The sequence below is a fragment of the Rhodococcus mengyinensis genome, from assembly GCF_048381435.1.
GTDB classification, from domain to species: Bacteria; Actinomycetota; Actinomycetes; order Mycobacteriales; family Mycobacteriaceae; genus Rhodococcus_F; species Rhodococcus_F opacus_D.
This window is the reverse complement of the sequence record NZ_JBLWIT010000121.1, coordinates 102000-123029: the sequence shown is the minus strand read 5'-3', so window position 1 is coordinate 123029 and position 21030 is coordinate 102000. Positions and strand designations below refer to the sequence as shown.

General features: G+C 68.4%; 23 protein-coding genes. 16 read left to right on the top strand and 7 right to left on the bottom strand.

Annotated elements, in window-relative coordinates:
* Window positions 1–24 precede the first annotated feature (24 nt).
* The 6 genes from ACNJ7E_RS27530 to ACNJ7E_RS27505 are packed head-to-tail and all read left to right on the top strand — an operon-like array spanning window position 25 to window position 5514.
* Window positions 25–609 (top strand): biotin transporter BioY, encoded by a 585-nt coding sequence (locus tag ACNJ7E_RS27530; protein ID WP_007299149.1) that lies wholly within the window; start codon window positions 25–27, stop codon window positions 607–609.
* Window positions 606–1727 carry a class I adenylate-forming enzyme family protein gene (locus tag ACNJ7E_RS27525; RefSeq protein WP_418341453.1) on the top strand — a complete coding sequence of 374 codons (1122 nt, stop codon included), beginning with the start codon at window positions 606–608 and terminating at the stop codon, window positions 1725–1727. Before ACNJ7E_RS27530 ends, ACNJ7E_RS27525 begins: the two co-directional genes overlap by 4 nt.
* Window positions 1724–2851, top strand: a complete 1128-nt coding sequence (locus ACNJ7E_RS27520) for a thiolase family protein (RefSeq protein WP_317570040.1) — start codon at window positions 1724–1726, stop codon at window positions 2849–2851. Before ACNJ7E_RS27525 ends, ACNJ7E_RS27520 begins: the two co-directional genes overlap by 4 nt.
* Window positions 2848–3528, top strand: a complete 681-nt coding sequence (locus ACNJ7E_RS27515; RefSeq protein WP_317570041.1) for an energy-coupling factor ABC transporter ATP-binding protein — start codon at window positions 2848–2850, stop codon at window positions 3526–3528. Before ACNJ7E_RS27520 ends, ACNJ7E_RS27515 begins: the two co-directional genes overlap by 4 nt.
* Window positions 3525–4127: an energy-coupling factor transporter transmembrane component T family protein gene (locus tag ACNJ7E_RS27510; RefSeq protein ID WP_105417355.1), complete on the top strand. Its 603-nt coding sequence runs from the start codon at window positions 3525–3527 to the stop codon at window positions 4125–4127. Before ACNJ7E_RS27515 ends, ACNJ7E_RS27510 begins: the two co-directional genes overlap by 4 nt.
* Complete coding sequence (locus tag ACNJ7E_RS27505) at window positions 4120–5514, top strand: AMP-binding protein (RefSeq protein WP_418341452.1); 1395 nt, start codon at window positions 4120–4122, stop codon at window positions 5512–5514. The genes ACNJ7E_RS27510 and ACNJ7E_RS27505 overlap by 8 nt, the downstream gene beginning before the upstream one ends.
* Before the next feature lie 4 nt (window positions 5515–5518).
* Here the strand turns inward: ACNJ7E_RS27505 and ACNJ7E_RS27500 are convergent, their stop codons facing one another.
* From ACNJ7E_RS27500 to ACNJ7E_RS27490, 3 genes are all read right to left on the bottom strand, one after another.
* A complete protein-coding gene (locus tag ACNJ7E_RS27500; protein WP_283330936.1) occupies window positions 5519–5839 on the bottom strand; it encodes an AtuA-related protein in 321 nt (106 codons plus the stop codon).
* Window positions 5836–7209 (bottom strand): acyclic terpene utilization AtuA family protein, encoded by a 1374-nt coding sequence (locus ACNJ7E_RS27495; RefSeq protein ID WP_418341451.1) that lies wholly within the window; start codon window positions 7207–7209, stop codon window positions 5836–5838. Before ACNJ7E_RS27495 ends, ACNJ7E_RS27500 begins: the two co-directional genes overlap by 4 nt.
* A gap of 67 nt (window positions 7210–7276) precedes the next feature.
* The gene (locus ACNJ7E_RS27490; protein ID WP_418341450.1) at window positions 7277–8587 is read right to left on the bottom strand and encodes a CitMHS family transporter; all 1311 of its coding nucleotides are present in this window, start codon (window positions 8585–8587) and stop codon (window positions 7277–7279) included.
* A 122-nt stretch (window positions 8588–8709) separates the two neighbouring features.
* On the opposite strand from ACNJ7E_RS27490, the gene ACNJ7E_RS27485 reads away from it, so the two are divergent.
* Both ACNJ7E_RS27485 and ACNJ7E_RS27480 read left to right on the top strand, forming a co-directional pair.
* Entirely contained in the window at window positions 8710–9630 is a 921-nt protein-coding gene (locus tag ACNJ7E_RS27485; RefSeq protein ID WP_317570044.1) for a LysR family transcriptional regulator, read from the top strand.
* Between the two features lie 9 nt (window positions 9631–9639).
* Window positions 9640–10005 (top strand): VOC family protein, encoded by a 366-nt coding sequence (locus tag ACNJ7E_RS27480; RefSeq protein WP_283330940.1) that lies wholly within the window; start codon window positions 9640–9642, stop codon window positions 10003–10005.
* Window positions 10006–10020: 15 nt separating this feature from the next.
* Here the strand turns inward: ACNJ7E_RS27480 and ACNJ7E_RS27475 are convergent, their stop codons facing one another.
* Window positions 10021–11046 (bottom strand): LacI family DNA-binding transcriptional regulator, encoded by a 1026-nt coding sequence (locus ACNJ7E_RS27475; RefSeq protein ID WP_418341449.1) that lies wholly within the window; start codon window positions 11044–11046, stop codon window positions 10021–10023.
* A gap of 142 nt (window positions 11047–11188) precedes the next feature.
* On the opposite strand from ACNJ7E_RS27475, the gene ACNJ7E_RS27470 reads away from it, so the two are divergent.
* Window positions 11189–12244: a Gfo/Idh/MocA family oxidoreductase gene (locus tag ACNJ7E_RS27470; RefSeq protein ID WP_418341448.1), complete on the top strand. Its 1056-nt coding sequence runs from the start codon at window positions 11189–11191 to the stop codon at window positions 12242–12244.
* A 5-nt stretch (window positions 12245–12249) separates the two neighbouring features.
* On the top strand, window positions 12250–13032 hold the full coding sequence (locus ACNJ7E_RS27465; RefSeq protein ID WP_283330942.1) for a TIM barrel protein: 783 nt from the start codon (window positions 12250–12252) through the stop codon (window positions 13030–13032).
* A 22-nt stretch (window positions 13033–13054) separates the two neighbouring features.
* Here the strand turns inward: ACNJ7E_RS27465 and ACNJ7E_RS27460 are convergent, their stop codons facing one another.
* Entirely contained in the window at window positions 13055–13471 is a 417-nt protein-coding gene (locus ACNJ7E_RS27460; protein ID WP_283330943.1) for a hypothetical protein, read from the bottom strand.
* Window positions 13472–13651: 180 nt separating this feature from the next.
* On the opposite strand from ACNJ7E_RS27460, the gene ACNJ7E_RS27455 reads away from it, so the two are divergent.
* The 6 genes from ACNJ7E_RS27455 (at window position 13652) to katG (ending at window position 19830) form a co-directional block, all read left to right on the top strand.
* Window positions 13652–14827: a sensor histidine kinase gene (locus ACNJ7E_RS27455; protein WP_283330944.1), complete on the top strand. Its 1176-nt coding sequence runs from the start codon at window positions 13652–13654 to the stop codon at window positions 14825–14827.
* 17 nt (window positions 14828–14844) lie between these two features.
* Window positions 14845–15513: a response regulator transcription factor gene (locus ACNJ7E_RS27450; protein ID WP_418341512.1), complete on the top strand. Its 669-nt coding sequence runs from the start codon at window positions 14845–14847 to the stop codon at window positions 15511–15513.
* 54 nt (window positions 15514–15567) lie between these two features.
* Window positions 15568–15723, top strand: a complete 156-nt coding sequence (locus tag ACNJ7E_RS27445; protein ID WP_418341447.1) for a hypothetical protein — start codon at window positions 15568–15570, stop codon at window positions 15721–15723.
* A 266-nt stretch (window positions 15724–15989) separates the two neighbouring features.
* Window positions 15990–17006 carry a hypothetical protein gene (locus tag ACNJ7E_RS27440; protein ID WP_418341446.1) on the top strand — a complete coding sequence of 339 codons (1017 nt, stop codon included), beginning with the start codon at window positions 15990–15992 and terminating at the stop codon, window positions 17004–17006.
* A 115-nt stretch (window positions 17007–17121) separates the two neighbouring features.
* Window positions 17122–17565, top strand: coding sequence for a Fur family transcriptional regulator (locus ACNJ7E_RS27435; protein WP_005243590.1), 444 nt, complete (start codon window positions 17122–17124; stop codon window positions 17563–17565).
* Between the two features lie 36 nt (window positions 17566–17601).
* Window positions 17602–19830, top strand: a complete 2229-nt coding sequence (gene katG, locus ACNJ7E_RS27430) for a catalase/peroxidase HPI (RefSeq protein WP_418341445.1) — start codon at window positions 17602–17604, stop codon at window positions 19828–19830.
* 94 nt (window positions 19831–19924) lie between these two features.
* Here the strand turns inward: katG and ACNJ7E_RS27425 are convergent, their stop codons facing one another.
* Together ACNJ7E_RS27425 and ACNJ7E_RS27420 are read right to left on the bottom strand one after the other, a co-directional pair.
* Window positions 19925–20269, bottom strand: a complete 345-nt coding sequence (locus ACNJ7E_RS27425) for a hypothetical protein (protein WP_418341444.1) — start codon at window positions 20267–20269, stop codon at window positions 19925–19927.
* A 471-nt stretch (window positions 20270–20740) separates the two neighbouring features.
* A complete protein-coding gene (locus ACNJ7E_RS27420) occupies window positions 20741–20974 on the bottom strand; it encodes a hypothetical protein (protein ID WP_105417380.1) in 234 nt (77 codons plus the stop codon).
* Window positions 20975–21030: the final 56 nt, after the last annotated feature.

Here is a 21030-nt window from a genome sequence, read left to right as displayed (position 1 = left end):
AAGTTTGAGGCAAGAGGAGTCGTCATGGCAGGTGTCGAGAGTGCTCGGGTGTCGAGGCTCGGTATTTCAGCGCGGGACATGGCGCAGATCGCGGTCTTCGCCGCACTGATCGCGGCGCTGGGACTGCCCGGCGCCATCACGGTCGGCTTCAGCGGAGTGCCGATCACACTGCAGACGCTCGGCGTCATCCTCGCCGGCGCGGTGCTCGGCGCTCGCAAGGGCACAGCCGCCGTCGCGGTCTTCATCGCACTGACCCTCATCGGCCTGCCCCTCCTGTCCGGTGGCCGCACCGGACTGACCGCGCTCGCAGGCCCGAGCGCCGGATACCTCATCGGCTGGATTCCCGCGACGCTGATCATCGGCCTCCTCACCGCCCGGATCCTGCCGAAGTACCCGATCGCGCTCGGTCTCCTGATCAACGCCCTTGGCGGGATCGTCGTCATCTACGTCTTCGGCACCGTCGGACTCCTGCTCCGCACCGATCTGGGTGTCGGCGCCGCCATCACCACCAACTTCGCCTTCATCCCCGGCGACCTGCTCAAGGTCGTCGTCGCGACCGTGGTCGCCAAGAGCGTGCATCGCGCGTACCCCGGCCTGATCCGTACGTGAGTTCCGAACTCGGCGGCTCCGGCGATCAGCCCGCTCTCGATTTCGAAGACCGCACCTACACCTACGCCGAACTCGACCGTGCCATCGACCGATGGATCCTCGAGCACGGCTCGGGTGCGTCTGCCTACGACGCGTCGACGCTGCCGGTCCCGGACGCCCTGATCTGCGTGTGCGCGGCGGCGCGGCAGGGGACGGCGGTGATCGTCGAGAACCCCGACGCGCGCCCGGACCGCACGGCGGTTCCGCCGTCCGCGTTTCTGCTGGTCGCGACGTCCGGCTCCACCGGCAGCCCGCGTCCGCTCGCGCGCACCGCGGCCTCCTGGTTCGACAGCTTCCCCGCCTTCACCGCGATCACCGGCATCGACGCGACGGACCACGTGCTGATCACCGGCCCGTTGCACGCCACGATGCACCTGTTCGGCGCCGTGCACGCACTGTGGCGCGGGGCGTGCGTCACCGACGACCCGTCCCGGGCGACGGTGGTGCACGCCGTTCCCGCCGTTCTCCGTGAGGTGGTGGGGAAGGCCCCGAAGCTGCGCACGGCGATCGTCGCCGGGACCGCCCTGGACGACGGCGCCCGCGCGGTGGCGGACGGTATCGAGATCGTCGAGTACTACGGCGCCGCGGAACTCTCCCTCGTAGCGGCGCGCCGGGTGCCCGAACCGCTCCGGCTGCTCGACGGCGTCGACGCCGACATCCGCGACGGTCTGCTGTACGTCCGGTCGCCGTACAGCGTGATCGGGGTCCCGGAGTGGTTCGGCGTCGGTGATCTGGCCGAACTCGGTGACGACGGCGAGCTGACGGTGCGCGGCCGGGGCGAATCCGCGATCAACGTCGGCGGCACCACGGTGGTTGCCGAGGACGTCGAGCGCATCCTCGAGACGGTCGACGGTATCGCCGCGGCCGCCGTCGTCGGATCGCCGCATTCGGTGCTCGGCGAGACCGTCACCGCCGTGGTGGAGCTCGACGGCACCGCGGACATCGGCGACGTCCGTTCGCGCGCACGCCGGATGCTGACGAAGGAAGCCCTGCCCCGCCGCTGGGTGCCGATCGAGTCGATGCCGCGGACCGCCAGTGGCAAGGTCGCCCGTGGCCGAGTGAGAGACTGGCTGGCATGAGCTCTGTCCCTGTTCTGGTGGCGCCGCGTCGGACGCCGATCGGCAATGCCGGGCACGGGTTCGCCGATCTGACCACCACCGATCTGGCCGCCCCGGTGTTGCGCGACGTTCTGACGTCGCTGCGGGAGTCGGGCCTCGACGCCGAGGTCGACGACGTCGTCCTCGGCAACTGCCTCGGGCCGGGCGGTGATCCCGCGCGGGTCGCGGCCCTGCAGGCGGGGATGGGCGTGGAGGTTCCCGGGGTCACCGTCGACCGGCAGTGCGGTTCCGGCCTCGACGCGGTGATGCAGGCCGCGCTCCGCGTGCGCAGCGGTGCCGACGAGCTGATTCTGGCCGGCGGCGTCGAATCGGCGAGCACGGCGCCGTGGCGGTTCTGGCCGCCGGTGTCGGGCGCCGATCCGGTGCGCTACACCCGTGCTCCCTTTGCGCCGCACGGCTTCCCCGACCCCGACATGGGGGCGGCCGCGGACGAGCTCGCGCGGGTACGCGGCATCAGCCGTGAGCGGCAGGACGCGTACGCGGCGCGGTCGCACACGCTCGCGGCCGCCGCCGACTTCTCGTCGGAAATCGTGCCGATCGGTGACATCGCGCGGGACCAGCGCATTCGCGCGGGCATGACCGAGGCCAGGCTCGCGCGGCTGCGCCCCAGTTTCGGTGCGGGCGGAACGGCCACGGCGGGGAACTCCTGCGGCATCTCGGACGGCGCCGCCGTGCTGGCGGTGACGACGGAGTCGCTGGCCGCCGGACTGCCTGCGTTGCGAATCCTCGGTTCCGCCGTCGCGGGATCGGACCCGGCGCTGCCCGGACTCGGACCGGTCCCCGCAATCCGCAAACTCCTGAAGAGAACCGGATACGACGTGGCGGATCTGGGCGTCGTCGAGATCACCGAGGCCTTCGCGTCGGTGGTCCTGGCGGTGTCGGACGAACTCGGCCTGGACGAATCCGTGATCTGCCCACAGGGCGGCGCCATCGCCATGGGACACCCATGGGGAGCGTCGGGGGCGATCTTGCTGGTGCGCTTGGCAAGTCAGATGCTGCGCGAGGACGGACCCGCGCTCGGGCTCGCGGCCTGCGCCATCGGCGGCGGACAGGGCATCGCGATGCTCGTGGAGCGCGTGTCGTGAGTGAGATCGTCTTCGATTCGGTGACCCATGCCTTCGGGGACCGCCCGGTGCTCCGCGGCGTCGACCTGCGCTTCTCCGAGCGCCGCGTCGGCATCATCGGATCCAACGGTTCCGGTAAGTCGACCCTGGCCCGCATGATCAACGGGTTGCTGAAGCCCACCTCCGGCACCGTCACGGTCGACGGTGTCGACGCCGCCAAAAAGGGCGCCCAGGTGCGCCGCAAGGTCGGGTTCGTGTTCACCGACCCCGACACCCAGATCGTCATGCCCACGGTGTCCGAGGACCTGGCGTTCTCGCTGCGCCGGTCCGGTCTGAGCAAGCCGGAGATCGCCGCCCGCGTCGAGGAGATCCTGGTGCGGTTCCGGCTCGACCAGCACGGCGATCACCCCGCGCACCTGCTGTCCGGTGGCCAGAAGCAGCTGCTCGCCATCGGCGCCGTCCTCATCCGCAGGCCCGAGGTGATCATCGCCGACGAGCCGACCACACTGCTGGATCTGCGGAACGCCCGCGTCGTCGCCGAAGCACTCGATTCGATGGACCAGCAGGTGATCGTCGTGACCCACCAACTGGCGCTGCTGGACAGTTTCGAACGGGTCATCGTCATCGACGACGGTCTCGTCGCATTCGACGGCAGCCCGGACGACGCCGTCCCCGCGTACCGGCAGTTGGTCGAATGATCGGCCTGTACCGCCCGGGCGACTCGCTCCTGCACAGGATGCCCGCCGGGCTGAAACTGCTGCTGTTGATCGCGTCGATCGTCACGGCCACCGTGTTCGTGCGCACCCCGCTCGAGGTCGGTGTCGTCATCCTGGTGGTGGGCCTGCTATTTGCGGTGGCTGCCATTCCGTGGCGGGTCGCGGTGGCGCAGTTGCGTCCGGTGGTGTGGATGTTGTTGATCATCGCCGTGTTCCAGGTGCTGATCACGTCGCCCGCGCGGGCGGTCGTCGTGTGCGGGGTGCTGCTGATCTCGGTGGCGCTCGCCGCGTTGGTCACGCTCACCACCCGGGTCACCGACATGCTCGACACGGTGTCGCGCGCACTCGGGCCCCTCCGGAGGTTCGGGGTCGACCCGGATCGGATCGGACTCCTGCTCGCGTTGGCGATCCGGTGTATCCCGCTGTTGACGGGGATCGTGCAGGAGGTGGCGCAGGCGCGGAAGGCACGCGGGTTGCAATGGTCGATGACGGCGCTGGCCACACCGGTTCTGGTCCGCGCCCTCCGGACCGCGGATGCGATGGGCGACGCCCTCGTCGCCCGGGGAGTGGACGATGACTGAGCTGCTCGCCGAGCGTGTCGCTCGACGGGCCGCCGAGAACCCGGAGACGACAGCGGTCGTGTCCGCACGCGAGACCGTCGACTACGGCCGGTTCTGGTCGCGTGTCACACGCACCGCCGCCGGGCTCGACGGCATGAACCGGGTCGCCGTGCTGCCGACGTCGGATGTCGGGTCGCTGGTCGTGGTGACGGCGGCGATGCACGCGGGAGTCAGCGTCGTGCTACTGCATCGGCATCTCCTGCCCGCGCAGCTGACGCGGGTGCTCGAGCTCGCGAAACCCGGCGCCGTGGTGGCCGCGTCGCACCAGCACACCAGGCTACGGAGACTGGGATTCGACGGGACCGTCGAGACGGCGGACAGCCTCGAATCCGACGGCACCGCAGGCCGGGCGCGTCCCGGCACCGAACTGCTGGTCGGCATCACGTCCGGCACCACCGGTGAGCCGAAGCTGTTCGTGCGCAACCAGCGATCGTGGGCCACGACCCTCGACCGCTCGGACACGACGTTCGACATCGGTAGCGGGGATCGCGTGGCGGTGCCCGGAGTTCTCGACCACACCCATTTCCTGTACGGCGCGCTGCACGGGCTCACTCGTGGTGCGACGGTGGATCTGCGACCGGTCACCCACTCGCTGCGCGACGCAGCGACACATCTGTACTCGGTACCCACCATCGCCTGGGATGTGGTGCGGTCGGGCATCGGTCCGGTCGGCAGCGTCCGTGAGGTGCTGTCGTCGGCGGCCCGGTGGCCGCGCACCGGGCGTGAGGCGTTGCAGGAGGTGCTGCCGAAGGCGTCGCTCGTGCACTTCTACGGCGCCTCCGAACTGAGCTTCGTGTCCTTCGACCGGGGTCTCGGCGCCGCCGACGAGCATGCGGCAGGCGAACTGTTCCACGGCGTCGACGCAGAGATTCGCGCGGGCCTCGTTCACGTGCGCAGCGACATGCTGTTCGACGGCTACCTCACCGAGGACGGCGTGCTGAACGGCCCCGCCGACGGGTGGATGACCGTGGGGGACCGAGGCAGGGTGGCGGGCAACAGCCTGCAGTTGTTCGGCCGCGACAGCGACACGGTGATCCGGGCGGGGCTCAATGTGGAACCCGCGGCCATCGAGGCGGCGTTGACCGCACTCCCCGGAGTCTCGGAGGCTGCGTGCATCGGAGTGCCCGACAGCCGGATGGGCGAGGCACCGGCCGCCGCGATCGTGGTGGACGGCGACGGGCCGAGTTCCAGCGAGATCTGGCGGCATCTGCGCGCCACGTTACCCAGCCCGAGCATGCCGGTTCAGGTACTCGCGGTCGACAGCTTGCCGCGCACGCCGCGCGGCAAGCTCGATCGTCAGGCGCTCGCCGTCACCCTGTCGGCGTCGCGGGACCGGAATCCCGTGTAGCCCGTCAGATTTCGAGGCTCAGCAGGTGATAGCCCAGCGTCTTGCCGTGTCCGTCGAGTGCGGGGGAACCCGTGACGCCGCCGCCGAGGACGCCCGGCAACTCGAACACCATCGCCATCAGGTTCGGCTGGCAGGTGCGCCGGGCCGGACCGGTGATCAGCTCGCCGTAGTGGGCGGCGACGACGTCTTCGGTCAGTCTCCGGGCGAGATAACGGTAGGCGGCGTGGTCCCGGGCCAGCACGGCAAGGATGAGCGTGTCTCCCTTGTCGCCGGCACGAACGTCGGCGAGGGAGTCCATCTTCTGAACCGTTGCGGGCGTGGTCATGTCGTCACCTCCGTGAGGTGCACCCGGGTGGGCACGAGGTCGCGGGGGAGGGTGCACGAGCGGATCGCGAGTACCTCGGTCGCCGAGCGCCGGGCGCCGCCCCCGCCGGCCGGTCCGTTGGTGTACAGGCTTTCCACTTCCCAGCCGACGAGGTCGGCTTCCTCGCGGGTGCGTGCGCGGGCGGTCACCCGCAGTCGAACCTCGTGCGCATCGGTGTCGGTGTCGAGGCCGCGGAAAGCCGCACCGGCGCCGATGTATTCGACGGAGACGGCGTCCTCGGTGAAACCGTGCACGTCGACGAGTCGTTCGGTGACGATGTCCGCGGCGAGCCGGGCGCGGGGGTGGGCGCGCGGGCCCGCGTAACTGATCTGCCCCTCACCGAGCCAGCCGCCACGGAAGCCGAGGGTGACCTTCAGCTGCTGCGGCCGGGGGCGCCCCGTCGCACCGGTGATGGCGACCCGGTCGGGTCCCACATTGGTGAACGACACGTTGCCGAAGTCCGCGGTGACGTCCGGCGTGAGATACGAGGTGGGATCTCCCACCTCGTACAGGAGCTGCTCGGCGCAGGTTCGTTCCGTGAGTATGCCGCCGGACCCGTCGAGTTTGCCGAACGTCGCCGATCCGTCGGCGAGGACGTCGGCGAACGGGAAGCCGAGATCGGCCATGCCCTTCACCGGTTTGGTGACGGGATCCGCGTAGTACCCGCCCGTGAGTTGTCCGGCGCACTCGAGCAGGTGCCCGATCGCGGTTGCGGCGCCGATGGTCTCGTGATCGGCCAGGTCCCATCCGAAATGGTGGGCGAGTGGGGCGACGTAGAGAGAGGGGTCGGCCAGCCGCCCGGTGACGACGATGTCGGCGTCCAGTTCGAGCGCGGGGATCACGGCCTCCGCCCCGATGTACGCGTTCGCGGAGACGAGTTCCTCGTCGTGCTCCGACAGTCGTCTCCCGGTCTCCCACACGACGGGGTCGTGGCGCAGCACCTGCTCGAGCACCGCGTCGCCCGTGATCGCAGCGATGCGCACCTGCCGGTCGGCGGACCGGGCCGCGATGCCGGAGACCAGTTCAGCAGCGGCGAGAGGGTTCGCGGCACCGGCATTGGTGATCACCGTGGTCCCGGACGCGAGCGTGTGCGGGAGAACCGCACGCATGCGTGCGGCGAGCAGCGGATCGTATCCTTCGTCCGGGTTCTCGAGTCGGCGAGAGTTTCCGGCGGCGACAGTGCGTTCGCCGAGGCATTCGAAGATCAGGTAGTCGAGGTCGGCGTGCCGGGCGAGTTTCTCGGCGGGGTCGATGCGATCCCCGGAGAACCCGGATCCGGCGCCGAGTCGCACGCTCCGCGAGGCTCTGTCGCGGGTGCTCGATGGTGTCACGGGCTCGAAGTCCTTTGCTTGTTCGACGGGTGGTGGGGTGGCTCGGCTGCGGTGATGCCGCGGACGATTACAGCGAGATGGCACCGGTGAGCAGCGCCATGACGGTCATCACGATCGTGGTTCCGAAGGCCCAGCCGAAGATGAACCGCTGGTGCTTGCCGAGGTCCACCTTGCTCAGTCCGATCAGGATGAACGTCGCGGCGGTCAGCGGGCTGAGCGGGAACCCGGTGGTCATCTGGCCGAGGATGGCGGCGCGGCCGATTTCCGCGGGATCGCCACCAAACGATGCCGTGGTTTCCGCCAGCACCGGTACGACGCCGAAGTAGTAGGCGTCCGGGGTGAAGACCAGGCTGAGCGGCATCGACGTGACGGCGGTGATGACGGGGATCAGGGACCCGGCGGACTGCGGAATCCAGGAGACGAACGTCTGCGCCATCGCGGTGATCATCCCGGTGCCGTTGAGGATTCCGGTGAGCACGCCTGCCGCGAGGATCATCGCCACCACCATGGTGACGTTGCCGCCGTGCTTGGCGAACAGGGCCTGCTGGTCGTCCCACTTCGGGCGGTTGACGGCGAGCGCGAGTGCGAATGCGATGGCGAATGCCACCTCCAGCGGCACGAGCTGGAACAGCAGGATCACGATCAGAACGAGGGTGAGCACGGTATTGAACGCCATCACCGCCCGTTGGCGACCGGTGCGCACCGGCGCGTCGGAGACGTGCGGCGTGCCGGGACCACCGCCGGCGGGAGACACCAGTTCGGTGACGCCGAGCCGCTTACGTTCCGTGCGGCCGATCATGTAGGCGGCGAACAGGACCCACAGGACCCCGGCTCCCATCGCGGGCAGGACCGGCGTGAAGATGTCGGCGCTGGTCAGGTCGAGCGCGGCCATGGCGCGGACGGTCGGGCCGCCCCACGGAATCATGTTCATCAGTCCCGCAGCCAGGCAGACGATGCCGGTCAGGACGACCGGGCGCATCCCGAGTTTCTGGTAGATGGGCAGCAACGCCGAGATGGTGATCAGGAAGGTCGAGGTTCCGTCGCCGTCGAGCGCGACGAGCAGGGTCAGCACCGCGGTTCCGACGGCGATCTTGGTGGGATTTCCCCCTGCCCACCGGACGATCCGGCGGATCGCCGGGTCGAACAGTCCCACGTCGACCATCAGACTGAAATACAGGACCGCGAAGGCGATCATGATGGCGACGGGCGCGACCTTCAGCAGACCGTCGCCCACCATCTCCCCGAGGTCGGGTGCCCATCCGCCCACGATCGCGAACGTGACGGGAACGAGGATCAGTGCGACGAGCACCGAGACCCGGCGGCTGAACGCCAGCGCCAGGAAACAAGCGATCGTGGCGAACCCGAGCGCGGCAACCATGTGACCTCCTTCGAAATGGAATCCCAGTGTCGCGCGCCTCACAATTGTGCGTCAAATATCAATGAATGATCGATTCATGAGTTCAACTCATGAATATCCCAGCATGAATACCGGCCATACTGATGCGCATGAGCATCAATCTCGGGATTTCTCACCTGAGGAGCATCGTCGCCATCGCCGACTACGCGAGCTTCACCGCGGCGGCCCACGCACTCGACGTGTCTCAGTCCTCGCTGAGCCGCTCGGTCGCCGAGGCCGAGCGCAGACTCGACGTCACGCTGTTCGAACGCACCACTCGCCGTGTCGAGCTGACCACGCACGGGCACGAGATCATCGAGCACGCCCGGCGGATGCTCCACGATTTCGACGACGGACTCACGCAGATCGAACGATTCGTCACCGGTGACCGCGGAATCGTGACCGTGGCATGCCTGCCCTCGCTCGCGGCCACGTTCCTTCCTCCGTATGTGGTGAGCTTCCGCGAGCAGCACCCCGACGTGCGCCTCCAGATCCGGGACGGACTACGTCAGGAGGTTCTCGACGCCGTGTACTCGGGCACGGTCGACCTCGCCCTTGTCACCACCTCGGGCATTCTGCCCGGCCTGCAGCAGGACGTCCTGACGAGCGACTCCTTCTATTGCGCTGTCGCGCCGACACATCCGTTCGCCGACCGGCCGGTACTGCGGTGGTCGGATCTCGCCGGACAGCCGTTCATCGCGTTCGGACCCGAGAGCAGCATCGCGGCGCCCGTCCGCCGGGCCGTCGAGGACGCACGCATCGAACTCGGTCCCGTCATGCAGGCGCAGAACATCGGCGCGGTAGCGGGACTGGCGGCGGCCGGGCTCGGCGTCACCGCGGTACCCGAACTCGTGCTTCCCATGATCTCGTTCGCCGGACTCGTCCACATACCCCTGCAGCCGACGGTCGAACGCACCATCTCCCTCGTTCAGGTCGCCGGCCGACCCCAGACGGCGAGCACCCGCGGTTTCGTGAACATGCTTCTCGCCGACCGAACTCCTGATCGAGGAACCGATTCCGGCTAGAGTTCCGGCATGTCACCTTCTCGCGCAGATCATCATCGACTGAACTACGTGGAGTTGTCGGTCACGGACCTCGCGGACGCGGAAGCGTTCTACCGCTCGGCATTCGGCTGGGAATTCAACGCCTACGGCCCGCAGTACGCGGGCATCGTCGGTGCGGACGGTGAGGAAGTCGGCGGCCTGCTGCAGGTTCCGGAACGGAAGCCGGCAGGCGGACCGCTGGTCCTGCTGTACTCGGTGGATCTCGACGCGTCGGTGGATGCGGTGCGGGCGGCCGGTGGCACCGTCGTCAACGGCCCGTACGACTTTCCCGGCGGGCGCCGCTTTCACTTCACCGATCCGAGTGGCAACGAACTCGGTGTCTGGTCGTCGGCCTAGTATCCGGCAGAGGATCTAGTCGCGGTGTGCGACAGGGCCGGTGGTCGCGCGGCGGACGAGGTGCGGCGCGAGTACGAGGTCGACGGCCTTGTCGCCGGCGATCTGAGCCAGCGCTCCGTCGACGGCGGCCTCGGCCATGTGCGTCGCGTCCTGGGAGATCGTCGTCATCTGCACGTGCGGAATCCTCGCCAGGCGGGAGTCGTCGTAGCCCATGACGGAGATGTCCGCGGGCACGTCCCGGCCACGGCGGACCAGTAGGTCGAGCACGCCGGTGGCGCACCGGTCGTTGAAGGCGACGACGGCGGTCGGGGGAGTGGCCATCTCCAGAAGTTTGTGCATACCCTGTGCGCCTTCGGTTTCCGTCGTACCGCCCGCCACGACCGTTGCCGAAGCCGACAGTCCGTGCCGGTGCATCGCGGCCAGGAATCCGGCCCGCCGGTCCGCACCGCCGGGAGCGTCGGCGCCGTCGATGTGCGCGATGTTCCGGTGTCCGAGTTCGGTGAGGTGGTCGACGGCCAGGGTGATGCCGGCGACGTCGTCGCCCCGCACGGCACCGACTCCGGGCAGGCCGCTCGCGCGCGCCACGACGAGGGCGGGCACGCGGTCGGCCAGCGCGCCGAGCTCGTCGCTGTGGAACCGGGTGCCGAGGAGGATCGCGGCCTCGCAGCGCTCCCGCAAGAGCGCCTGGACGGCGACCTTCTCGGCACGACTCGGCGCGACCGCGCTGAGCATCACGTCGTATCCCCGGCGGGTGGCCGCCGCGTAGATCTGTTCGACGACATCGCCGTGGAACGGCTGCTGCAGTTCGAACACCACTCCGAGCAACCGGGAACTGGCCTGGCGCAGTTTCTGTGCGCGACGGTCGGGGACGTAGCCCATCTCGTCGGCGATGTCGAGCACCCGCCTGCGAGTGGCCTCGCTGGCGCCGGGAACTCCCCGCATCACGATCGAGACGAGCGCTGTGGAGACTCCTGCCGCTCGCGCCACATCGCCCATCGTCGGACGGGCGCCACCGGTCGATCCCGCCAGCGGTTCGACCACGTGCACGACTCCTGTCCTCCCGGGCCCCGCGCTGTCCGCTCGAAGCTGCTCTTGACCAATGATCGCACGAGTCCTACGGTCTAGAACTAGAACGTACTAGTTCTCCTCTACCTCCACCCTTCCACTGCACTGGAGCGCACCCATGTCACTCAGCGAAGCCGCAACCGTCCACTCGACGGCGCCCGCTTCCCACCCGGTCCGCATCGCGACGATCGGTGCCGGACGCATCGGCTCGAATCACGCGGAGATCGTGGCCCGCCTGGTCCCCGGGGCGTCGCTCGTCGCCGTCAGCGACCCGGTCGGCGAGTCCGCGCAGCGCCTCGCCACCGCGTTGGGAGCGCCGATCGCCACCGCGACCGTCGACGACGTCCTCACCAGCGACGAGGTCGATGCGGTGCTTATCACCGCCCCCGCGCGAAGCCACACGGATCTGGTCGTCGCGGCCGCGGCCGCCGGCAAGCACGTGTTCGTCGAGAAGCCGATGGCAGTGACCCTCGCCGACGCCGACCGCGCCATCGCGGCGGCCGCCGACGCCGGCATCGTCCTGCAGGTGGGGTTCAATCGCCGATTCGCTCCCGGATTCGCCGCCGCCCGCGCCGCGATCGACGCGCAGAAGGTCGGAACCCCGCAGCTGCTGCGTTCGCTGACCCGCGATCCCGGGCCGTACACCGCCGATCCGGCACGCGTTCCCCAGTGGACGATCTTCCTCGAAACGCTCATTCACGACTTCGACACCCTCTGCTTCCTCAACCCCGGCGCACGCCCGGTGCGGGTGCACGCCGTGGCCGACGCCCTGGTACGACCGGACGCCAAGAGCTCGGGCCACCTCGACACCGCAGTGGTGACGGTCCAGTTCGACAACGGCGCCATCGCCACGGCGGAGGCAAGCTTCAGTGCGCTGTACGGATACGACGTGCGCGCCGAGGTGTTCGGCTCCGGCGGCATGATCACCGCAGGCAGCGGGCTCAGCACCGACATGACCTACTACGGCCCCGACGGGCTGCACGCCGACACCGCGCGCCGCGACACCGACCTCCTGCACTCCGCGTACGTGGGGGAACTGACCGCCTTCGTCGATGCGATCCGCACCCACACACCGGCCGTCGTCACAGGCCACGACGCCCGCACCGCGCTGTCGATCGCACTCGCCGCCGTCCGCAGCGTCGAGACCGGCTCCTCCGTCGACCTGGACCGGTGACACCGATGGCCACGTACACGCTCGCCGCCAGCGCCGAAATGATCTACCTCGACCTGCCGTTCCTGGACCGCGTGCACCGCATCGCCGAACGCGGTCTCCAGGTCGAGATCTGGGACTGGTCCACCAAAGACATCGACGCTCTCGCCGCCGTCGGCGCCGAATTCTCCTCGATGACGGGCTATCTGGAGGGCAACCTCACCGAACCCGACGGCGTCGAGGCGCTGCTCACCACGGCGCAGCAGTCCCTCGACGTCGCGAAGCGGCTCGACTGCCCGCGACTGAATCTGCACGGAACCGGGCTGGACAACCGGGGACTGCCCGTCCGACCGGTCGAAACGGTCACGCCCGCAATGTGGCTGACCGCCGCCGACACTCTGCGGAAGGTCGCCGAACTCGGCGAACAGGCGGGGCGGGTGTTCACGCTCGAGAACCTCAACCTCGCCGTCGATCATCCCGGCACCCCGTTCGCGACCGCGGCCGACACTCTCGCTCTCGTCCGGGCGGTCGACAACCCCCACCTGCGCATGAATCTCGATCTCTATCACGCCCAGATCGGCGAGGGGAACCTCATCGAACTCGTCCGAAAGGCGCTGCCCTACATAGGGGAGATCCAGGTCGCCGACGTCCCCGGACGCTGCGAACCCGGAACCGGCGAAATCCACTACCCGGCTGTCGCAGCCGCCCTCCGCGACCTCGGCTACACGGGCGTCGTCGGACTCGAAGGGTGGGCGAAGAACGATCCGGACGACGCGCTCGACGCGTTCGAGGCGGCATTCGCGCAGCCGTAGGGATGCACTGGCCGCCCGTCTGTCACGCGGGGGTCATCGTCGGCGTTCGCGCGCCGATCGGCCGCTGCCCGGACAGACGTCCGGTGTGGTGGGCCTCGATCATCCGCTGCTCCGCGCGTTGGGACCCGCGCAGCGGCAGGGAGGAGGCGGCCGCGGTGTCGAGGAGCGCGCGCAACGCCGGTTGCTCGGCGGCCAGCGCTTTCCACGTCGCATTCAGGGGGGTGCCGTCCTCGACCGCCTGGTCGAGGCGGGCCGCGAGGTGGTTGCTCCACCGGTGCTGAAGTGCGAGAAGGATGTTGTCGGCCGAGCCGAAAAGCTCGATCGCGCCGGGTACTTCGTCGAACCGCAACGCCTGTGCGGGGTCGGCGTGCGCCCGCCCCAGGACTTCTTCCAGTACCGCCCGGCGTGCACGGAAATCGTTCCACGACATCTCGGCCACCTCCGTAGTTTCGTTGATGACGGCAACGCTACGGATCCGCAGCAGCGGTTTCGCCGTGCCACGGTCGCGTTCTCGTCTCCTACCGTGGGCGGAGGGATCTCCGCTCCGGAGAGGACGCGGTGTGGGTGGGTCTTCGCCTACGCTGGTCGTGTGCAGGTGACGGCATTTTTTCGTCGACGCGTGGCGGAGAGTGAGTACGACTATCCGCTCGCTGTGCCGGTGTTCGCGCACATCGCCGTCGTTGTCATCGCCGGTGCCGCTGTCGCGCAACGCGACGGCTTCGTGCCGCCGGGGTGGGTCCTGCTGTGTGGCCTGGTCGCCGCGGTGACCCCTGTTGCGGGAGACATGATCAGACCGGGAGCGGTGCTTCCGCGTCCGTTCCTGGCCGTCGTCGTCATCGCGGCGGCCGCACTGCTGCTTCTGCAGCAGCCCGACACCGCGTTCGACTTCGCTCCGCTCATCCTGGTGATCCTCACCGCCGAGGTCGCGGCAACGGCGTCACTGGCCGTCAGTCTCGCCACCTTGGCTGCGGCGATGGCAGTCCTGACTGCGTTTGCACTGACGGGCCGACTCGACGGTGCGCCTTACGCTCTCGCCGGAGTCGTGCTGGGCTGGGCCTTCGGCTACCTGATGCTCACACAGTTGCGCCTCCTTCATCAGGAGCGGGCCTCGAAGGCGATCCAATCCGAGCAGGCCGCCACCCGTGAACGCCAGCGAATCGCTCGCGAGGTTCACGACGTCATAGCCCACTCGCTGAGCATCACGCTGCTGCATCTGACCGCGGCCCGTCGCGCGCTCGAGCAGGACCGGGACGTCGACGACGCAGTGGACGCGCTCTCCGACGCCGAGCGACTCGGGCGGCAGGCGATGGCCGACATCCGGCGCACCGTCGGGTTGCTCGACGCAGGTCCGGCGGGCACCCGTCCCGAGCCGGGCGTCGCCGATCTTCCCGATCTGATCGACGACTTCCGCCGTGCGGGTCTGCCGGTGGCCTTCGACATGCGCGGGGACCTCTCTGCCGTGACCGGCGCAGTTGGTCTCGGCATCTACCGCATCACGCAGGAGTCGCTGGCAAACGTCGCCAAACATGCACCCGGCGCCAGTGCCGACGTGCGACTCACGATCGAGCCGGAACGCGTGACGCTGGATATCCACAACCCGACCCGAGGTCGGGTGACCCCACCGAACGGCTCACTCGGTTCCGGTCTGCGGGGCATGCGTGAGCGCGCCGCGCTGCTCGGTGGCACATTCCGCGCCGGCCCGGACGGCAGGGGATGGTCGGTGCACGCCGCGGTTCCATTGCCCCGAGACTCCTGCCGGCCAGCGATTCTCCGTCACATCCCGGGACTGTCGTGACGGGCCCGGAGATCAGGGTGCTGCTGGTCGACGACCAGGAACTGGTGCGGTCGGGGCTGCGCCGGATCCTGCGGCGCAAGGACGGCTTCATCATCGTCGGCGAATGCGCCGACGGCTCGGAGGTGCCGGGCGCGGTGGCGGAGCACACCCCGGACGTCGTGCTCATGGACCTCCGGATGAAGAAGGTCGACGGCATCCGCGCGACCCGCGATCTCCGGTCGGGAGCGCAGCCGCCGCCGGTGCTGGTGCTCACCACGTTCGACGACGACGAACTGCTGTCCGGGTCGCTCCGCGCGGGTGCGGCGGGTTTCGTCCTCAAGGATTCGCCTGCAGAGGACCTGATTCGTGCCGTACGCACCGTCGCCGAGGGCGGCGCCTGCCTCGACCCCGCAGTGACCGGACGCGTTCTCGCCACGTACCGCACCGTCGCGCCGTCGTCCGATGGGGGCCGGAACCACCTCAGCGAGCTGACTGCGCGGGAACTCGATGTGCTCGCGCTCATCGGGCGTGGGCACAGCAACAGTGAGATCGGGCGTGAGCTGGGTATCTCGGGCGTGACCGTGAAGAGTCACGTCGGGCACATCTTCCTCAAACTCGATCTCCGCGACCGCGCGGCCGCCATCGTGTACGCCTTCGATCACGGCATCGTCTCCCCGGGCGACACCGGGCCGGAGCGCGTTTCCTGACGCCGGGCCGCATTCTGCGCTTAGTATTCGTTCACCCCCACGAAGGAATCGATCATGATCGCAATCGGTGTGGTTCTCATCGTCATCGGCCTGATCGTCAAGATCTCGTCACTGTGGATCGCAGGCCTCGTCGTCGGCGTCTTCGGCCTCGTTCTCCTGCTCGTCGGATTGCGGGGCCGCAAGGTCGGCGGACGACAGTACTGGTACTGACAGGCTCGCACGCAAGGCGCACACCGGCGACGACGAATCGCGTGGAGGGAGGCCGAAGGTGAATGCGGGACCGGACGTCAACACTCATTCTCGGGATCACCACGTTATTGACCTCTCCCGTCGTCGCTCGCACCTGAAAGGGACGGGCACTCCCAGTCACGTTGCGGCCGTGCCGTATCGAAGAATCGTGCGTGGGATGAGGTGCGCGATTACAGTCGAGTGGGAACCGGTCACAGGGCCGGTGCGCGACCGGGGAGGGTGAGCGTATGGGGTCGGTGTCGAAGGTGCGGCGTCTCGGTATGGCCGCGGCGGTGGGTTCCGCCGCCGGCGGGCTGGCGGTCTTCGCGGGTTCGGGAGTGGCAGCGGCGGAGTTGCCGTCGCAGTGCGTCCAGTCCCAGAAGACGGTCACCTGCACGTACACCGACAACACCGGCGAAGCGCCTCCTTCCGGTGGTATTCACGGTGTTCCACTGAGGATTCCGGACGGCGTCTGGAAGGTGCACATCGAGGCGGTCGGCGGCCGAGGCGGTGACAGTTGTTGCAGCACGGTCGCTCCCGGCGGCCGGGGAGCGGTAGCCGGTGGTGACGCCTGGCTCGTTCCGGGATCGACGGTGTACGTCCGGGTCGGCGAGAACGGGCACGGCGGCGGATCGGACACTCTGACACAGGTCGAGGGCGGCGGGGGCAGTGGCGGAACCACCGACTGGCGCCGCAACACCACTCCGCCGAACGTGAACGGCGGTGACGGGGGAGGGCTTTCGGCTGTCGTCCTCGACACCGGAAGGTCGAGCGTGCTGGTTCCGCATCGAATCGAACTGCCGCTGGTCATCGCGGCGGGAGGAGGCGGCGGCGCGTCGACCGCGAGCGGGTTGGTGTCGCCCGGCGGCGACGCGGGAGCGCCGGGAGCCGGTGCGCGCGGCGGCGCGACGCCGTCGGGCTACGGCTCGTTCGCGGAAGGCGGCGGACAGCCCGTGTTCGGATCCGACGGGTCGAGCCCGGCGGGCCTTGCCGGTGGTCCCGGATACGGCGGCAGCGCAGGAAGTTCCGGTGCGACGCTACCGGAGGCCGTCGGCGACGGGATCGGGGCCGGGGGCGGAGGCGGGGCCGGCTGGTACGGCGGCGGCGGAGGCGCCGCCGGGGGACGGATCGGTGGCACCGGCGAGGCGAACGAGCCACCGGGCGGCGGAGGTGGCGGACTCTCCCTCGTGCCGTCGGGCGGCACGATCGGACTGTCTTCGACGGATTCGAGGCCCTCGGTCGTCGTCACCTTCGAGCTTCCCTGAAGAGTTCGTCAGAGCCGTGGTCGGCCAACGGGCCAGTTGTGCGTGAGTCGAAGTCACGGCAAATAGTTTCCGCAAAGTCTTGGCTGAGTCCAGAAAAGTAAGTCATAGTGGGTGGGTGCCGTCGATGCCGGATTACGCAGCGCTGCTGCGCGGGGCTGAGCTTCGCGTGACCCGCCCGCGGGTCGCGGTGTTGGAGGCCGTGCACGCGCGTCCACATGCCGATACGGAGACGATTTTCGGAGCGGTGCGCACCGTTCTGGAAGGGGTGTCCCGGCAGGCCGTGTACGACGTGCTGCACGCAGTGACCGCTGTGGGATTGGTGCGGCGGATTCAGCCGCCCGGCTCCGTTGCTCGGTACGAGTCGCGGGTCGGAGACAATCACCACCACGTCATCTGCCGGTCGTGTGGGGTCATTGCGGACGTCGACTGTGCTGTCGGCGAGGCGCCCTGCCTGACCGCGTCCGACGACAACGGTTTCCTCGTCGAGGAGGCCGAGGTCATCTACTGGGGTCTGTGCCCCGACTGCTCGACTTCACAGACGTCTCGATCGAACCCATGACCACAGCCCAGTTTGGTCTCTCCCGGAAGGAATGTTGTGTCCGATAGCTGCCCGGTCGCTCATGAGGGAAATACTCAGAGCACCAGTGAAAGTGAAAACCCCGTAATCCCGTCTCCCACTCCGGCGGCGCACCGCCCGAGGACGAACCGCGACTGGTGGCCGAACCAGCCGGAGCTGTCGGTGTTGCACGCCCACACGTCCAAGTCGAACCCGATGGGCGTGGACTTCGACTACGCCGAGGAGTTCGCCAAGCTCGACGTGGAGGCACTCAAGCGCGACGTCATCGATCTGATGACGACCTCGCAGGACTGGTGGCCCGCCGACTACGGCCACTACGGCGGCCTCTTCATCCGGATGAGCTGGCACGCCGCAGGCACCTACCGCATCGCGGACGGTCGCGGCGGTGGCGGTCAGGGCGCTCAGCGTTTCGCCCCCCTCAACAGCTGGCCCGACAACGCGAGCCTCGACAAGGCCCGCCGGCTGCTCTGGCCGGTGAAGCAGAAGTACGGCAAGCAGATCTCGTGGGCGGACCTCCTCGTCTTCGCCGGCAACTGCGCCCTGGAGTCGATGGGGTTCAAGACCTTCGGGTTCGGATTCGGCCGCGAGGACATCTGGGAGCCCGAGGAGATGTACTGGGGTCCGGAAGACACCTGGCTGGGCGACGAGCGCTACAGCGGCGATCGCGAACTGTCCGGTCCGCTCGGGGCCGTGCAGATGGGTCTCATCTACGTGAACCCGGAGGGGCCCAATGGCCAGCCGGATCCGCTGGCAGCCGCCCGCGACATCCGGGAGACGTTCGGCCGCATGGCGATGAACGATGTGGAGACCGCTGCGCTGATCGCAGGCGGCCACACCTTCGGCAAGACGCACGGCGCAGGCGACGCCGACCTGGTCGGTCCTGAACCGGAAGGCGCCCCGATCGAGCAGCAGGGCCTGGGTTGGAAGAGTGCCTACGGCACCGGCGTGGGCAAGGATGCGATCACCAGTGGTCTCGAGGTCGTGTGGACCCCCACACCGACGAAGTGGGACAACAGCTTCCTGGAGGTCCTGTACGGCTACGAGTGGGAGCTGACCAAGAGTCCCGCCGGTGCCTGGCAGTGGACCGCCAAGGACGGCGCAGGCGCGGGCACGATTCCCGACCCGTTCGATTCGTCGGCGGGACGTGCTCCGACGATGCTGACCACGGACCTCTCGCTGCGCATCGACCCGGCCTACGAGAAGATCACCCGGCGTTGGCTCGACCACCCGGAGGAGTTCGCCGAGGAGTTCGCCAAGGCCTGGTACAAGCTGCTGCACCGCGACATGGGACCCGTCACGCGCTACCTCGGCCCGTGGGTGCCGGAGGCGCAGCTGTGGCAGGACCCGGTCCCCGCGGTCGATCACCAGCTGATCGGCGACAGCGAGATCGCTGCGCTCAAGGGCAAGATCCTCGACTCGGGCCTGTCCATCTCCCAGTTGGTGTCCACCGCCTGGGCGTCGGCAGCCACCCACCGCAGCACCGACATGCGTGGCGGCGCCAACGGGGCGCGGATCCGGCTTGCGCCGCAGAAGGATTGGGAGATCAACAGCCCCGCCGAGCTGTCCACGATCCTGCAGACCCTCGAGCAGATCCAGCAGGACTTCAACTCGTCGCAGTCCGGCGGAGTGAAGGTCTCACTCGCGGACGTGATCGTTCTGGCGGGTGCCGCGGCGGTCGAGAAGGCGGCGAAGAACGCCGGTCACGACATCACGGTCCCGTTCACGCCGGGTCGTACCGACGCCACACAGGAGCAAACCGATGTGGAGTCGTTCGCCGTGCTCGAGCCGAGGGCCGACGGGTTCCGCAACTACCTCCGGGCGGGGGAGAAGTTGCCTGCCGAGGCGCTTCTGGTCGACCGGGCCTACATGTTGAACCTGACCGCTCCGGAAATGACGGTTCTCGTCGGTGGCCTGCGTGCACTGGACGCCAACTTCGGCCAAACGAAGCACGGTGTCTTCACCGACCGGCCCGAGGCGTTGACCAACGACTTCTTCGTCAACCTCCTCGACATGGGTACGGTGTGGAAGGGAGCGGCCTCGGCCGAGAACGTCTACGAGGGCACCGATCGTGTCACGGGTGACGCCAAGTGGACCGCCACCGCGGTCGATCTCGTGTTCGGTTCGAACTCGCAACTGCGTGCTCTCGCCGAGGTGTATGCCACCGACGACGCGCAGCAGAAGTTCGTGCAGGACTTCGTTTCTGCCTGGAACAAGGTGATGAACCTCGACCGGTTCGACCTCGACTGATCATGGTTGATCGGCCTCGGCCGATCAACCGTCGTCTGGCCCGGCACCCGCGAGTGGATACTCGACGGGGGTCGGGCCAGATTTGTGGCGTATGTCAGAGGTGTGGGAGTGCCGCGGTGAGAAAGACTGTGCCGGCGGCGATTCCGAAAGCGCCGGTGAGAATGCCCAGCAGTGCTTCCAGGGACTTCGGCTCGCTTCCTTCGACGGCAGGGTGCCGGTTGGCGGCGATGCCGGCAGCGATGGCGCAGACGCCGAGAACGACGCCGAATCCGAACATCCAGAACATCACTATCGACAGGGCTCCCAGCATGACCGAGATGTCGCTCCAGCGTTCGCCCCGCAGGTGCTGTGGACTGGCGAGCCGGGAGAATCGTGCCGGGGAGCCGTCGGGATTGTGTCGCGACGATCCGTTGTGGACTTCCAGCAAAGATCGGGTCATCGGCCGAGCCTCGGCGAGTCGATCGGAACGCAGCACAGCAACACACCTCCCGTGATCGTCAAAATGGCCCGCCACCTCGGCGAGCGCATCCACCACTGTGCAGAAGAAATTTAGCACTCGGCGGTCTTGAGTGCCAGTTTCGATGCTGCCCGCCGAAACCTGGACGGTCGCTATCAAGTGGTTACTGCGTCGGAAAGCTGGTCGTTCGGACGCCGCGGTGCTAAATTCCGGATTGCACAGTGGGCCGCGCCCGCCGCCGTGACGGGCGCGCAGGAATTCGGGAGGTGCAGAGCTGTGCGTCGAGAAGAAGGCGGATCATCGAATCAGAGTGCGCAACGCCGAGTAACGGAACTGCGCGAGGACGAGCCCATCCGGTGGCCGGACCCCAGTCCGCTCAGCAGTTGGTGGGATCGGGTTGTCTGGGGTGCACGGGGGTCGACGACATGACGAGCCCGTCGTCCGGCGCAGGGTTCAGCCGGTCGACAGTCTCTCGGCGTTACGCACCGCGGTCTCGAGGTGCCTGTCCGCGGTGCTCAGGTCGAGCCGGGCATCGCTGAGGCTGTCGATCACCTGTTCGCGCGAGGCGCCGTCGCTTGTGCTGTCGAGCAGGTCGAACGCGTCGGTCAACTCCTTGATGCGGTTTTCGAGTGCTTGCAGATCGAACCGCAACCGACCGGTGCGCTCGACCAGGTCGTCGACGTCCACGGCTGCCCCTTTCGTCCCCGGACGCGCTGTCGCATCACCCTACGTCCGTCTACCCG

What these genes read in the sequence shown, in the direction of transcription:
- ACNJ7E_RS27425 (WP_418341444.1), bottom strand. Translation starts at nt 20,269, where the DNA reads ATGACCCGATCTTTGCTGGAAGTCCACAACGGATCGTCGCGACACAAT.
- ACNJ7E_RS27440 (WP_418341446.1), top strand. Translation starts at nt 15,990, where the DNA reads ATGGGGTCGGTGTCGAAGGTGCGGCGTCTCGGTATGGCCGCGGCGGTG.
- ACNJ7E_RS27490 (WP_418341450.1), bottom strand. Translation starts at nt 8,587, where the DNA reads ATGGTTGCCGCGCTCGGGTTCGCCACGATCGCTTGTTTCCTGGCGCTG.
- ACNJ7E_RS27445 (WP_418341447.1), top strand. Translation starts at nt 15,568, where the DNA reads ATGATCGCAATCGGTGTGGTTCTCATCGTCATCGGCCTGATCGTCAAG.
- ACNJ7E_RS27480 (WP_283330940.1), top strand. Translation starts at nt 9,640, where the DNA reads ATGTCACCTTCTCGCGCAGATCATCATCGACTGAACTACGTGGAGTTG.
- ACNJ7E_RS27500 (WP_283330936.1), bottom strand. Translation starts at nt 5,839, where the DNA reads ATGACCACGCCCGCAACGGTTCAGAAGATGGACTCCCTCGCCGACGTT.
- ACNJ7E_RS27485 (WP_317570044.1), top strand. Translation starts at nt 8,710, where the DNA reads ATGCGCATGAGCATCAATCTCGGGATTTCTCACCTGAGGAGCATCGTC.
- ACNJ7E_RS27510 (WP_105417355.1), top strand. Translation starts at nt 3,525, where the DNA reads ATGATCGGCCTGTACCGCCCGGGCGACTCGCTCCTGCACAGGATGCCC.
- ACNJ7E_RS27530 (WP_007299149.1), top strand. Translation starts at nt 25, where the DNA reads ATGGCAGGTGTCGAGAGTGCTCGGGTGTCGAGGCTCGGTATTTCAGCG.
- ACNJ7E_RS27465 (WP_283330942.1), top strand. Translation starts at nt 12,250, where the DNA reads ATGGCCACGTACACGCTCGCCGCCAGCGCCGAAATGATCTACCTCGAC.
- ACNJ7E_RS27520 (WP_317570040.1), top strand. Translation starts at nt 1,724, where the DNA reads ATGAGCTCTGTCCCTGTTCTGGTGGCGCCGCGTCGGACGCCGATCGGC.
- ACNJ7E_RS27470 (WP_418341448.1), top strand. Translation starts at nt 11,189, where the DNA reads ATGTCACTCAGCGAAGCCGCAACCGTCCACTCGACGGCGCCCGCTTCC.
- ACNJ7E_RS27505 (WP_418341452.1), top strand. Translation starts at nt 4,120, where the DNA reads ATGACTGAGCTGCTCGCCGAGCGTGTCGCTCGACGGGCCGCCGAGAAC.